Genomic DNA, 12,460 nt, shown 5'->3' with positions numbered 1-12,460 from the left:
GCCGGCAACGGGCAACGATGAGGTATGACTGACTCAGCTGATATCGCCCGTGCCCCTTTTGATGATGATGACAGCGTGGGGGAGGTTGACGGCGTGGAGACTGCGGAAAGCATTGCGGAAGACGTCAAAGACGAGATCCGCCTGGGCCACGTCCAGGACGACGTGAGCCACGTGCTTGAGGAACGGTTCGACGAAGCCGGCATCAACCTGCGTCCCGAGGCCGTGGACGACCTCGCCGAAGAGATCGAAAGGGACGTGTCGAGCTAGCGGACAGTACTGACGGTGCGGGCCGGAAACGGCAGGCAACAACCTGGATCAGTGCGCTGGCCGTGTTGGGCGCCTGGCTCCCGAAGGAATACCGGGGGAGCAATACCAATGATCCAGGTGGCCCGCACCTTCTTGCCCGCAAACGCAAGCGGGCGACGGCGGGAAGTCCCGGCGTCGCCCGCTGCTTGGCTTAGCTGCTAGTCGTCGTAGGTGTTGGCGATGTAGACATCACAGGGGGCGTTGTGCGCCACGCTGTTGGCGACGCTGCCCAGGAGGCGGCCGATCCCGCGCATCCTGCGGTTACCCACCACGATCAGCCGGGCGTCCAGGCGCATGGCTTCCTTGATCAGGGCATCAGCGGGCTTGCCGCGGGCAGCGGAGTGGGTGATCTCCAAGCCCGGCCCCGTGTTCGAGGCCAGCCAATTGGCGACTCTTTCGGCGCTGTCGGCGTTGGAGATCCGCACCTTGTCCGACCCGACGCCGAAAGTCTCGGCGCTTTCGGTCTCAAACGCGGTCACCACGTGGAGCGACGCTCCCAGCGACGTGGCCAGGTCCTTTGCGGCTTCCGCGGCTTTCCTGGCCGACTCGCTGCCATCAACACCTACAACAACTACTCCGCTCATACCGTGCTCCTTTTGCTGGTATCTGTGATTTAGCGTTCCGTAGCCAGTCTAGGGAACAGGGGCCTGGAAACCCCATGTCATCTTGCGGATAGCCTTGCTTTGCAGTCCGCTTAGCGCCGGGAGCTCAAAGTCGTCCGGGACAGTCCACGGGGACGTACCCGCGGCCTGGCCCAGGCGGGTGACCTTCATGCCCTGCCGGAGAACTGGTCCAACCCCAAGGACTGGCTCGTTCAAGGCGCCCGGTGCGCACAGTTCAGCCGGTGGCGTGAAGGAACCTCTCCAGGTCGTCTTCCCCCGGGGACACTCCGATGTAGACAAAGTCCGGAGGGTCGCGAGGGGGATCATCGGACAGCGTTTGCAGTATGTCGGGCCAGCGGGGTGGTTCCCGGTCGTGATGTTCGGCTTTGTAGTGTCTGCCGGTAGGTGAGGTCCATCCTGGCGGTTGGTCCTTGGTTGCCGGGGTTGGTCTCCAGCCAGTGGCGTGTTTGAGGTGGTGGTGTTTCGGACAGAGTTGGGCGAGGTTGCTGATGCCGGTGGTTCCGCCGTGTTGCCAGGCGGTGAGGTGGTCGGCGTCGTTGTCGAGGGATGGGTTGCTGCAGCCGGGGAAGGTGCATTTGCCGTCCCTGAGCTGCAGTGTCCTTTTCATGGGTTTGGTGAGGCGGTAGCTGGTGCGGCCGATTTCCAGTGGTGCGCCATCGCGGGGGTCGATGAGGACCCGGTAGAACGAGCTGGCGCCATCAGCGACGAGTTTGCGGGCCATGGATGCCGGGATCGGGCCGTAGCCGTCCAGTGTGGCTGGTTCGTCGGTGACGCCGAGCAGCGCGAACACCGGGACGGTGACGAGCGCATCAACCTTAGGTGCAGGGACCTTTCCAACCTCGAGACTGTGGTGCCCGTTGCCGAAGCTGCCCGCAGCGGGAGCGTTGAGGAGCAGGCCGGCGGCGGTGTCGAGCCGTAGTTGTGTGAGCGTCCGGGGCTCATAGGGGCCTTGGAGTCCGCGGGCGAGGGCGGTGGAGCGGTTCCAGATGGCGCAGGCGGTGTCCGCGGGCAGGTACAGCGAGACCCATGCCATCCCGTCCTTGTCCGGCCGGTACTCCACTCGCCGGTCCGCCACACTCTTGGCGTGGCGCTTTTCAATGGACTCGGCGTGGTGGCGTTCCCGCCAGGCGCGGGCTTTGGCTTTGAACCGGTACGCCGGTATTTCTCCGAGCTTGGCCGCCGCGGCAGGTTGCAGCGCGTCCGGGCCCAGGAAGTGGGTCTCAAGGGCCGACGCGCCGGCGGGGTTGAGGGTGGCGGTTTCTTCGACCATGACCTGGGCATGCCGCCAGGAGATCGTCCCTGCTTGGAGGGCGGTCAAGGTCAGCGGCAGCGTGGTGACCAGGGCGTGGGATGCGGCCAGGAAGGCGCCCGCGGCCCTGCCGCTGAGGGCTAGGAGGCTGCCGATTTCGGCGGCGACCGCCATCTCCTGGGCCTGCACCGGCGCGTCCACCGGCGCGACAGCGTAGACAGTATCCGAATACGCGACGGCAGCCCGGGCCTTCAGACCCGCGATCCCGGCCTCGACAACTGCGGCGCCGGCAAGGATGTCCAGGCAGCCATCCGCCAGCGCGGCCAACGGATCAGCTTCATCAACTGCCCCGAAGCCGGCTCCGTCAACCTCGGCATGAAGCACGGCAAGAGCGGCCTTGATGTCCTCAAACGCCTTCGCCACCGCCGCTTTGCCCATGGATTCATCATGGCAAGGGGGTCCGACATTCCGGTCGAAAAGCGATCTCAAGCAGCTCAACCGCCGGTTCGATAAGCTCAACCACCGCTCCGGCCGCCAAACACCATTTGGCGGGCAGTGGCAACCGGTTTTGGCCATTAGTCCCATTCGTTCAGGAGCTGGAACTGATGCCGGCGCCGGACTCCTCCTGTTAACCGTCCCGCAACCATGGGGCCCTCCTGCGTTATTGCGCGGCGACAAAGCTTTTCACGCACCCACTGGCCCGCACCCCCAAGGCCGGCCAGTGAATCCCCATGAGTTGTACCAAGGAGTACTTCGTGTTCGTGAAAAGCACCATCGCCGCCCTCGTTGCCCTGACCTCCCTGACCGGAACGGCCGCAGCCCCCTCCACCGTTACCCAGGCATCCAGCCCGTCTCCCGTAACCCTCGGGCAGCCCCTCGCCGCAGCGCACGCCCACAACGATTACGAGCACGACCGCCCGCTGTTCGACGCCCTGGAACACGGCTTCACCAGCGTGGAAGCCGATGTCTGGCTGGTTGACGGAGAACTCCTCGTGGCCCACGACCTCGAGGACGTCCAGCCCGGCGTCACGCTCGAAAGCCTCTACCTGGAACCGCTGCAAGACCTGGTCCGCGGCCAGCAGGGCCACAGTGTGTACCCCGGATGGGACGGCAGCCTGCAGCTCCTGATCGACATCAAGAGCGACGGCGAAGCCACCTACGCCGCCATTGAGCAGGAACTGGCCGAGCACCGCGACATCATGAGCCGCTACAGCCAGGGCAAAACCAAGACCGGCCCCGTCACCGCGGTCATCAGCGGCAACCGCCCGCTGGCCACGATGCAGGCGCAGGAGAAGCGGTTCTCGTTCTATGACGGCCGCTCCGCCGACCTGACCGCCGGCAAGCCTGCCGGCCTGATGCCGCTGGTCAGCGACAACTGGACCAAGCTCTTCACCTGGCAGGGCGTCGGACCTATGCCCGAGGCCGAGCGCGCCAAGCTGCACGCCTACGTTGCCGCCGCCCACGCTGAAGGTTACCGCGTCCGCTTCTGGGCCACCCCGGACCAGGCCGGCCCCGCCCGCGAGGCCATCTGGAACGAGCTCTTCGACGCCGGCGTGGACCACATCAACACCGATGACCTCGAGGCGCTGCAGCAATTCCTCGCATCCCGCACGCAGTAGCCACCCGGTAGCAGACAGGCAACACCATGACTTCGAAAACCCTTACGGCAACAACGACGACGGCGGCCCTCCTCGCGCTCAGTCTTGTTGCGTCCCAACCCGCCAACGCTGCGGACACCGCGCCCACCAAGGACGCATTCAGCTTCGGCGTCATCGGCGACATCCCTTACGGTGACGCCGAAATCGCCAAGTTCCCCGCCCGGATCACGGACATCAATACGGACAGCGGCCTTGATTTCGTGGCCCACGTGGGCGACATCAAGAACGGATCATCCGTCTGCTCAGACGAATACTTTGCGTCGATCCGGCAGCAGTTCGACACCTTCAAGCACCCCTTGATTTTTACGCCGGGCGACAACGAGTGGGTGGACTGCCACCGCACCAACAACGGTGCCTACAACCCGCTGGAACGGCTGGACAAGCTGAGGGAAGTGTTCTTCAACCAGCCTGGCAAGACCCTCGGCGCCACGATGCCGGTCAAGTCCCAAAAGGAGCTGGGGCTCCCGGAAAACGTCCAGTTTACGCAGAACCGCGTGGCTTTCTCCGTGGTGAACGTCCAGGGCAGCAACAACTCGCTCCTGCCGTGGAGCGGCCTAGGCGAAACCGCCGTCACCCCCGAGCAGCAGGCCGAAGTGGAGCACCGCACGGACGCCGTCCTGGACCAGATCCGTGACACGTTCGCCGACGCCGCCCGCCGCAACGACAGGGCCGTGGTGCTGATGACCCAGGCCGACATGTTCGATCCCTCGCTCCTCGCCGCGGCTACGGCCAACCCGGACTCAATGTCCGGCTTCCGGGAGATTGTGGACACCATCATCGAGGAAACCAACCGGTTCGACGCGCCGGTCTACCTCATCAACGGGGACAGCCACGTCTTTGCCGAAAACCAGCCGCTCGCGGCGGGCTCACCCTGGCTGGAAATCTACGGCCAGCAGGAAGCCGCGGACGATCTGCAGCGAATCACCGTGGACGGCTCGGCCAACGCCACCAACTACGTCAGGTTCACGGTGTCCGGGAACAGCGCCGCCGACGCACCGGTCCTGGCATGGGAGAAGGTCCCCTTCACCCAGTAGCTGGAAGCGGGACGGTAGCAGCTGAACCAGACAATAGCGGCACACAAAGGAAGCGGACGACGGCGGGGGGTCCCGGCGTCGTCCGCTTCTTTTTGTTGGTGCAAGGAAGCTTAGTGGATAGCTTCCGCGGACCGCTGTAACTGTCCCACCGAAACCCATCCTAGGGCCGTGGCTTCCCGCCCCGGGATATTCGCGCCCGCTGGACGTGAGGTCCCGCCGTCGTCCGTTCTTTCGGCTCCTCCGGTACCCTGTTGAGATGGTGCGTGGACTTGCGGATTTGGGGGCAGAGGGCATCCTGCTGGCCGGAGCAGGACGTGCCATCCTGCTGCAGCTCGCCGACCCCGCCGTGGGCCGCGGCGTCGCCGAGCACAGCACATTCACGGACCGCCCGATCAACAGGCTCACAGGCACCCTCACCTACGTCTACGCCGTCGTTTACGGCTCGGACGAACAGCTGAAGGAGGTCCGCCGCCGGGTGAACCGGGCCCACGTGCCCGTTCGCGGCGCTGCCAATGAAAATTCCTCGGGATACAACGCCTACAACGCCGACCTGCAGCTCTGGGTGACGGCGACGCTCTACGACACCGCCTTCACCATCACCGAGAAAATCTACGGACCGCTCGACGACGATGCCGCCGACGCGATGTACCGCGACTACGCGAAACTTGGCACGGCCCTGCAGCTTCCGGAGCGGATGTGGCCCGAGGACAGGGCAGCATTCCGCCGCTACTGGGACGAGCGGATCCGCACGTTGCGCGCCGATGAGAACGCCGTACGGGTGGGCCGGGGCCTCCTTTACCCGAAGCGCGCCGCGCCCTGGTACCGCGCCATCATGCCGTTCGCCCGATTCCTCACCGCGGGTCTCCTTCCCCACCAGTTGCGCAACGACTTCGGCCTGCCCTGGAGCGACCGCCACGAGCGCCGCTTCAACCGCACCATGAAGGCCCTGGCTGCGATCTACCCGAAGCTGCCGCAGCGCATCCGGCACTGGTTCAAGAACTACTGCCTGAACCAACTGGAAACTTCACCCCGCCAGGGAGTCATTGCGTAGTTCCCTCATAAGCCCGCCGCGCAAGATAAGCTTGCTTACTAATTCAGTTCGTGGTGGCGGGAGAGGGCTCAGGGAAATGGTTGCAGGAAAGAATCTGCCGGAAGCCGGGGTGAGCGGCGAAGTCCACCAGGACCGCTTTGTTGGCGGGCAGGACCTGACTCGGTGGGATACCAAACCCGGCCAGCTCCTGGCCTCCACTGTCCAGCGGATCAGCCGGCTGCTGGGTTCACATGCGGCTTTGGTTCTCATCCTTGCCGCCGGTGCGGTGTTGGCCGTTGCGCTTGCCGCGGTGTTCGCCGAGGTGTACGAATCCGTGGTCCAGGCCGACGGCGTTGCGGGGCTGGACCATCCGATCCTGGACGGCGCGAAAACGCTCAGGTCCCCGGTGTTGGACACGGTCATCACCGGATACACGGACGTGGGCGGGACCGTGGGCATGCCCGTGCTGGCGCTGGCCATCATGATCGGGCTCGCGGTGAAGCGGAAGTCCTTTACCCCGGTCATTCTGATGCTTGTTGCCGGCATCGGTTCACTCCTGATGACCATCGCCGGCAAGGAACTGGTGGGCCGGACCCGGCCGGACCTCGCAGACGCCGTGCCGCCGTACGAATACTCCGCCTCATTCCCCAGCGGCCACTCGCTGAACTCAGTGGTCATTGCGGGGATCGTGGCCTACCTGATCATCCTCCGACTCAAGTCCGCCCGCGCTCGGGTCCTGACCGGTGTGGCTGCAGGGGTCTTCGCGGCCACGATGGGGCTGAGCCGTGTTTACCTCGGGCACCACTGGCTCACGGACGTCCTGGGCGCCTGGGCGCTGGGAGCCGCGTGGTTGGCGCTGGTCATCACGGCCCACCGCCTCTACCTCACCACCCGCGTGCACCCTGCCTGATCTGCGTCCGGCAGGTGCACGCCCATCAGAGTGCCGACCCGATCGAGGCCAGTTCTGCGGCCGGTGAATCGGCGAAGCGGTTGTCCGGCCGATCCAGGCCGTAGTGCTCCCGCAGCGTGTGGCCGGTGTACTCGGTGCGGAACAGGCCGCGCTCCTGCAGGATCGGCACCACCTGGTCAACAAAAGCCTCCAGCCCGGAGGGAAGCACCGGCGGCATGATGTTGAAGCCGTCCGCCGCGCCGCCGTCGAACCATTCCTGGATGGCGTCCGCCACCTGGACGGGCGTTCCGGTGAAGGTGCGGTGGCCGCGTCCGCCGCCCAGCCGGCCGATCAGCTGCCGGACCGTGAGCTTCTCCCGGCGGGCGAGCTGGACAATCAGCGTGTAGCGGCTCTTGGCCCCCTCAATCGCGTCCTCGCTGGGCAGGTCGTCCGGGAGTTGGCGGTCCAACGGAAGGTCCTCCGGGTCTACGCGCAGCGTCCTGGCGAGCTGGATCCGTGCGTACTCGGGTTTGATCAGCCGGTCCAGTTCCCGTTCCAGCTCCAGGGCCTCCTCTTCGGTGGCGCCAATGACCGGCACGATGCCCGGCAGGATCTTGATGGTCTCCGGGTTCCGGCCGGCAGCAGCGGTTCGCGCCTTGAGGTCGCGGTAGAAGTCCTGCGCGTCGGCGAGGGTCTGGTGGGCAGTGAAGACGGCGTCCGCGTACCGCGCGGCGAGGTCCTTGCCGTCCTCGGACGAACCGGCCTGCACGATCAGCGGGTGCCCCTGCGGCGGGCGCGGCACGTTCAGCGGTCCGCGGACCTTGAAGTGCTTGCCCTCGTGGTCGATTACGCGGATCTTTCCGGCATCACCCCAGACGCCCTCCTCCTTGTCCGCGAGCACGGCGTCGTCCTGCCAACTGTCCCACAGCTTCTGGGCCACCTCGATGAACTCAGCGGCACGTTCATACCGGACGGCGTGGGCGGGTTGATCGTCCACGCCGAAGTTGCGGGCGGCGTCGGGTCCGGCGGTGGTGACAACGTTCCACCCGGCGCGGCCGCCGCTGACCCAATCCACCGACGCGAACCGGCGGGCAAGATTGAACGGCTCGTTATAGGTGGTGGAGGCCGTGGCGATCAGCCCGATGTGCTCGGTGGCGCCGGCGATGGCGGTAAGGAGCACCGTGGGCTCAAGCTTTCCGGCCGGGCGGCGGCCCACCTCGCCGAAGAGCACGGGCGAGTCCGCGAAGAAAATGGAGTCCAGCTTGCCGCGTTCAGCCGTCCGTGCCAGCTGCTTGTAGTGCTCCACATTCGTGCTGGACTGCGGGTCGCTCCCAGGGAGACGCCATGACGCCTCGTGGTGGCCGGTGCTCATCAGGAAGGCGTTGAGGTGAAGGCGACGCTGGCTTAAAGGGTCTTCGGTAGGGTTTTCGGAAGTCATGCGGTGCTCCTTGGGAAAGTTCGGCGTGGCTAGGTTTGGGAAGGGTGATGGCAGGGCGGGTTAATGACTGACAGCGGGCTCGACGCCGAGGTCGGCCAGGAGGTCGCGGCGCAGCGCCTCGTGCCCGGCGGCGTCTGTATGGGTTCCGGCTGCGGAGCCGACTTCCGGGGCCACCGTACGGATGGTGGCGACACGCCCGCTGTCCAGCACCACGATCCGGTCCGCAAGGGCGATGGCTTCGTCCACGTCGTGGGTCACCAGCAGGACGGCCGGGCGGTGGGCGGCAATAAGATCCTGTAACAACCCGTGCATCTTGATCCGGGTCAGGGCGTCGAGGGCACCGAACGGTTCGTCCGCCAGCAGCAGCTGCGGTTCGCGGACCAGGGAGCGTGCCAACGCCACGCGCTGCTGCTCACCGCCGGACAGCTCGTGCGGCCAGGACTTCTCCCGGCCGGCGAGCCCCACTTCGGTGAGGGCCTTGCGTGCCCGGGCCTCGGCGTCGTGCTCCCGAATACCCAGGGTGACGTTGCCAAGGACGGTGTCCCAGGGCAGGAGCCTGGAGTCCTGGAAGACCACTGACACGCGCTCCGGGACGCTGATCACACCGCTGCCGCGAACGTCGTGGTCCAGCCCGGCGAGCGCCCGGAGCAGGGTGCTTTTGCCGCAGCCGCTGGGACCAAGGAGCGCCACGAACTCACCCGGGGCAATGTCCAGGTCCACGCCGTTCAGCACGCCCTTCGGGCCGAAGCTGCGGATCAAATTACGGACCGACACGGTGCCGCCGGGGAATTCGACGGCAGAAGGTGCTGTGCCGGAAGGGGCGACGGCCGTCAGCCCGCCAGAGTGCGCTGCCATGAGAGGGCCTTTCGTTCGAAGAAGCGGACGGCGCCGTCGGAGATCAGGCCGAGAATGCCGTAGACGGCCAGTCCGAGGACGATGATGTTGGTTTGGCCATAAGTGCGGGCGAGCTCCATCATGTAGCCGATGCCGCTGGTGGCGTTGATCTGTTCCACCACCACCAGGGATACCCAGGCGCCGGTGACCGCGAAGCGCAGGCCCAGGAAGAAGCCGGGCAGGGCGCCCGGGAGGACCACCTTGCGGATGAAGGCGGCGCGGCTCAGCCCGACGGTTTGCGCGAGTTCGACATAACGCAGGTCGATTCCACGCAGCCCGGCATGCGTCTGCAGGTAAATGGGGACGAAAACGCCGAGCGTGATGGTGAGGACCTTCATGGTCTCGTCGATGCCGAACCACAGGATGAGGAGCGGGATCAGGGCGAGGCCGGGAATCGCGCGCTTGATCTGCACCGGTCCGTCGATGAGCGCCTCACCCACGCGGTTCAGCCCGGACAGCAGAGCCAGGAGGGCGCCAACGACGATGCCGAAGAACAATCCCAGGCCGGCGCGCTGGGCGGAAATGGCCAGGTTTTCCTGCAGCCGGCCGTCGGCGAGGAGTTCGCCTGCCGTGGCTACTACTGTCCAGGGCTCGGAGAGGATCCTCGGATCGAGCAGCCCGGTTGCGGAAGAGACTGTCCACAGCGCTAGCAGCACCGAGGGGCCCAGCAGCCAGGCGAACCGGCGTCGTCGTCCGGGTCCCAGCCGGCGGCCCGTGGGCCGCACGTCCTCACGGGTGGCGAGCGCCGGATCCAGGTGCGGTTCGACGGCGGGACGCTCCAGCAAGGCGGCGCTCACGCGGTGACTCCCTTGCCCGCCGCGGCGAAGGCGGTGCCGGCGATGGCCTCGTAGCGGGCGTCATAAAGGTCCGCGGCTGTCAGCTGCGGCTTCTTCTGTTCACGGGAGAGCAGGTCGATGGTCTCTTGGTGCCGTTTAATGCCTTCGGCCCAGGACGTGGGGACGTCCCGCTTGCCAGCTGCCTCGATCAGGTACTGGCCGTCCTCGCGGGAGAGTTCTTGGTCCTTGACGTAGTAGCCCTCGAGCCATTCCTCGGGGTGGTCCTCGATCCACCGCTGTGCCTTGCCCCACACCTTCACGTAGGCGGCCAGGGCAGCGGCCTTGGCGGGGTCGGCCAGGACTTTGGCCGGGGAGTAGAGGTGTCCCGGATCATCGCGCAGGCCGTGCCGGAGGGTAGTGCCGCCGTCGGCCTCGTATTTGGAGAGGTAACGCTTGATCTGCACCCCGCCGAGGGGCGCGGCATCCACCTGTTTGCTGGCCAGCGCGGTGACATAGGTATCTCCTGTGCTGGGCAGTTCCACGAGCTTCACGTCGTCCTGGGCAAGGCCCGCCTTCTCGAGGATCCGCAGGACCAGTGCGCCCTGGGCCTGGCCCGGGCTGTAGGCCACCCTCTTGCCGCGCAGCTCCTCCAGCTTGTCGATGCCGGCGCCCGGAGCGATGCCGAGTTCGTACAACGGGTGGTTCACGGCGTCCTGCCGGTAGGCGCTCGCGATGATGCGGACGTCAAGGCCGGTCCAAGTGGCGTGGATGGGCGGAATGTCGGCCACCGATCCGGCGTCCAGGGCGTTGGCCCGGAAGGCTTCGGTGGTCTGCGGTCCGCCGGAGATGTTGGCGAACTCCACGTTGAAGCCGTCCAGGTCCTTGATCAGGCCGGAGAGTTCCAGGGCCACCTTGATGCTGGGATCGCCTACCTTGATGGTGGTCCCTGCCGGCACTGAGGTGGCGAGCGGTGCGAAGGACGCCTGGCTGGCCTGGTTGCCGGCCGTGGCTGCGCCGCCGCAGGCGGTCAGCAGTCCGACGGCGGGAATCGCCAGGAGTGCGCCCAGCGCCGTTCGCCTCGTAAAGGACGGGCTGCGGTTCAGCTGGGGCGGGGAGGACGCTGCGAGGGACATGCTGAGCCTTTCGAAAGGAAGGTAGGGGGTATCCGGGCGTGATGAATCGCCCGTGGAGGCGGGTCAAGGGATGAAGGCGTGTGCCGCCGTCGTGCGGGTCAGCGGCCGGTGCTTGAGCCTATGGACGGCGGACACAGTCGGCGCGACGGGCACATTCGGAGGCGACAGGAGAGGACCAAGGAGCCGGTGCCTTGCGTGTGGTGGGTTGTGTCCGGCATCGGGTCCTCCTGTTCGTTGCGGGTGCTGTTGGTGCGGCCTGGTTGGAACCGTTGAAACACCTAAGCACGCCGTTCGTGGCCTTGGCCAGCACCGCGAAACGAACGCTCAACGCGAGGAAACGGCGCTACTTATTGCGCTATTCCGGGGTCAAAGCGGGCAACGCGGCGCCATGATCCGCAACGCAGGTTAATGTGACTGGAGCTGCCGGTTCGTACCGGTGCATGGCTCGCTGAGCCTCGTCGAGGCAGCCACCTGCCGGCTCCCGCCGCTGGGGACATCAACGGGTGAAGGGTGCGAGCCGGACAGTGTGGGGCAGAATGTCTACATGGGGAGCAGATGTGGGGAATCAAGTGCCATCGACGATTTTGTGAGCTACTTTCCCGGCGTGCTGCACGCCGTGCTCGCTGAGCAGGCAGCGTGAGCACGCTCCTCCGCCAACGGGTGGCCTTCCCCAACGCCCTGCTTCTCCTGGAAACCGAGGACGACCCCGTGGTGCCCGATATCGACGGCATCGCGAACAAGTGGGAGACGCCGAGCATGCTGGCCATAGCTGTCCAACACGATGTTGACGGCGAGGTGGACCTGCGGATAGCGACGGCAGCGCCGGATTCAGGCCTGGTGCTCCTCTTCGAAGGAACATTGCTCACCAGCCGGCGGCTGGTCAAGCTCATCACCGTTTACCTTGACCCGATTGCCAGCATCAGGACCTTGACCGAGGACGTGCAGTTTCGGGTGTGGGGTGACCACCCCCGGGAGCCGGAAAAAGTCATCATCGAGTGCCTGGACCACGTGGAAGTGGAGGCGGCGTGAAGCACCTTGATGAGCTGGAGGAACACTACACTTCGGTGGTCGGCGCCGAGCCTGAGTTCGGCACCATGACCTCGACGGAAGGCACCACGGTGGGGATCTTCAGATGGCCCAAGGGATCCTCGAGGATGGGGGTGACGGAGCGCGCGGATGACCTGTTACCCGACCTGCAGCTGAAAGACGGACGCCACATAACCTTCCTCGACGCCTTGCCGGTTTTCCCGGAGGAAGCCGAGTTCCGGTACGGCAACCGGGCCGACGAACTGCTGGGAATGTGGGAGGAATGGGAAGTTAAATCCTGGGACCTGGACCGGGAGCTCCACCCGAGCCTCAGGAAGAGCAAAGCCTCAAGGCTGGTGGCTGCCCTCAGGAGACGTCGGCGGTAAGGCACGCAGCTATGTGTG

13 protein-coding genes are annotated in these 12,460 nt (G+C 65.9%); 7 read left to right on the top strand and 6 right to left on the bottom strand.

Annotated elements, in window-relative coordinates; translation table 11 throughout:
• Positions 1–24: 24 nt before the first annotated feature.
• A complete protein-coding gene (locus tag AC50X7_RS07020; RefSeq protein WP_494978334.1) occupies positions 25–267 on the top strand; it encodes a hypothetical protein in 243 nt (80 codons plus the stop codon).
• Between the two features lie 197 nt (positions 268–464).
• Here AC50X7_RS07020 and AC50X7_RS07015 read toward each other — a convergent pair whose 3' ends face one another.
• Both AC50X7_RS07015 and AC50X7_RS07010 read right to left on the bottom strand, forming a co-directional pair.
• The gene (locus AC50X7_RS07015; RefSeq protein ID WP_307093851.1) at positions 465–890 is read right to left on the bottom strand and encodes a universal stress protein; all 426 of its coding nucleotides are present in this window, start codon (positions 888–890) and stop codon (positions 465–467) included.
• A 253-nt stretch (positions 891–1,143) separates the two neighbouring features.
• Complete coding sequence (locus AC50X7_RS07010; RefSeq protein WP_494978333.1) at positions 1,144–2,616, bottom strand: HNH endonuclease signature motif containing protein; 1,473 nt, start codon at positions 2,614–2,616, stop codon at positions 1,144–1,146.
• Positions 2,617–2,933: 317 nt separating this feature from the next.
• Between AC50X7_RS07010 and AC50X7_RS07005 the strand changes: the two genes are divergently transcribed.
• The 4 genes from AC50X7_RS07005 to AC50X7_RS06990 all read left to right on the top strand — a co-directional run bounded on the left by AC50X7_RS07005 (position 2,934) and on the right by AC50X7_RS06990 (position 6,810).
• Positions 2,934–3,797: a phosphatidylinositol-specific phospholipase C/glycerophosphodiester phosphodiesterase family protein gene (locus AC50X7_RS07005; protein WP_494978332.1), complete on the top strand. Its 864-nt coding sequence runs from the start codon at positions 2,934–2,936 to the stop codon at positions 3,795–3,797.
• A gap of 26 nt (positions 3,798–3,823) precedes the next feature.
• Positions 3,824–4,870, top strand: a complete 1,047-nt coding sequence (locus tag AC50X7_RS07000) for a hypothetical protein (RefSeq protein ID WP_494978331.1) — start codon at positions 3,824–3,826, stop codon at positions 4,868–4,870.
• 256 nt (positions 4,871–5,126) lie between these two features.
• Positions 5,127–5,921 (top strand): oxygenase MpaB family protein, encoded by a 795-nt coding sequence (locus AC50X7_RS06995; protein WP_494978330.1) that lies wholly within the window; start codon positions 5,127–5,129, stop codon positions 5,919–5,921.
• Between the two features lie 76 nt (positions 5,922–5,997).
• Positions 5,998–6,810 (top strand): phosphatase PAP2 family protein, encoded by an 813-nt coding sequence (locus AC50X7_RS06990; RefSeq protein WP_494978329.1) that lies wholly within the window; start codon positions 5,998–6,000, stop codon positions 6,808–6,810.
• A 25-nt stretch (positions 6,811–6,835) separates the two neighbouring features.
• Here the strand turns inward: AC50X7_RS06990 and AC50X7_RS06985 are convergent, their stop codons facing one another.
• Genes AC50X7_RS06985 through AC50X7_RS06970 form a run of 4 tightly spaced genes read right to left on the bottom strand, consistent with a single transcriptional unit; the run spans position 6,836 to position 11,030 of the window.
• Positions 6,836–8,227: an LLM class flavin-dependent oxidoreductase gene (locus tag AC50X7_RS06985; protein ID WP_494978328.1), complete on the bottom strand. Its 1,392-nt coding sequence runs from the start codon at positions 8,225–8,227 to the stop codon at positions 6,836–6,838.
• 60 nt (positions 8,228–8,287) lie between these two features.
• On the bottom strand, positions 8,288–9,082 hold the full coding sequence (locus AC50X7_RS06980; protein ID WP_494978327.1) for an ABC transporter ATP-binding protein: 795 nt from the start codon (positions 9,080–9,082) through the stop codon (positions 8,288–8,290).
• Positions 9,058–9,918, bottom strand: a complete 861-nt coding sequence (locus AC50X7_RS06975) for an ABC transporter permease (protein WP_494978326.1) — start codon at positions 9,916–9,918, stop codon at positions 9,058–9,060. The genes AC50X7_RS06980 and AC50X7_RS06975 overlap by 25 nt, the downstream gene beginning before the upstream one ends.
• Entirely contained in the window at positions 9,915–11,030 is a 1,116-nt protein-coding gene (locus AC50X7_RS06970; protein ID WP_494978325.1) for an ABC transporter substrate-binding protein, read from the bottom strand. Before AC50X7_RS06970 ends, AC50X7_RS06975 begins: the two co-directional genes overlap by 4 nt.
• 636 nt (positions 11,031–11,666) lie before the next feature.
• On the opposite strand from AC50X7_RS06970, the gene AC50X7_RS06965 reads away from it, so the two are divergent.
• Together AC50X7_RS06965 and AC50X7_RS06960 are read left to right on the top strand one after the other, a co-directional pair.
• Complete coding sequence (locus AC50X7_RS06965) at positions 11,667–12,059, top strand: hypothetical protein (protein WP_494978324.1); 393 nt, start codon at positions 11,667–11,669, stop codon at positions 12,057–12,059.
• Positions 12,056–12,442: a suppressor of fused domain protein gene (locus tag AC50X7_RS06960; protein ID WP_494978323.1), complete on the top strand. Its 387-nt coding sequence runs from the start codon at positions 12,056–12,058 to the stop codon at positions 12,440–12,442. Before AC50X7_RS06965 ends, AC50X7_RS06960 begins: the two co-directional genes overlap by 4 nt.
• Positions 12,443–12,460 lie beyond the last annotated feature (18 nt).

It is taken from the genome of Pseudarthrobacter sp. Hb11 (genome assembly GCF_059383655.1).
The sequence above is the reverse complement of the archived record's forward strand: the minus strand, read 5'-3'. Positions and strand labels throughout refer to the sequence as shown.

Coding starts and splice junctions, on each gene's coding strand:
- AC50X7_RS07020 (WP_494978334.1), top strand. CDS start 25: ATGACTGACTCAGCTGATATCGCCCGTGCCCCTTTTGATGATGATGAC.
- AC50X7_RS07015 (WP_307093851.1), bottom strand. CDS start 890: ATGAGCGGAGTAGTTGTTGTAGGTGTTGATGGCAGCGAGTCGGCCAGG.
- AC50X7_RS07010 (WP_494978333.1), bottom strand. CDS start 2,616: ATGGGCAAAGCGGCGGTGGCGAAGGCGTTTGAGGACATCAAGGCCGCT.
- AC50X7_RS07000 (WP_494978331.1), top strand. CDS start 3,824: ATGACTTCGAAAACCCTTACGGCAACAACGACGACGGCGGCCCTCCTC.
- AC50X7_RS06995 (WP_494978330.1), top strand. CDS start 5,127: ATGGTGCGTGGACTTGCGGATTTGGGGGCAGAGGGCATCCTGCTGGCC.
- AC50X7_RS06990 (WP_494978329.1), top strand. CDS start 5,998: ATGGTTGCAGGAAAGAATCTGCCGGAAGCCGGGGTGAGCGGCGAAGTC.
- AC50X7_RS06985 (WP_494978328.1), bottom strand. CDS start 8,227: ATGACTTCCGAAAACCCTACCGAAGACCCTTTAAGCCAGCGTCGCCTT.
- AC50X7_RS06980 (WP_494978327.1), bottom strand. CDS start 9,082: ATGGCAGCGCACTCTGGCGGGCTGACGGCCGTCGCCCCTTCCGGCACA.
- AC50X7_RS06970 (WP_494978325.1), bottom strand. CDS start 11,030: ATGTCCCTCGCAGCGTCCTCCCCGCCCCAGCTGAACCGCAGCCCGTCC.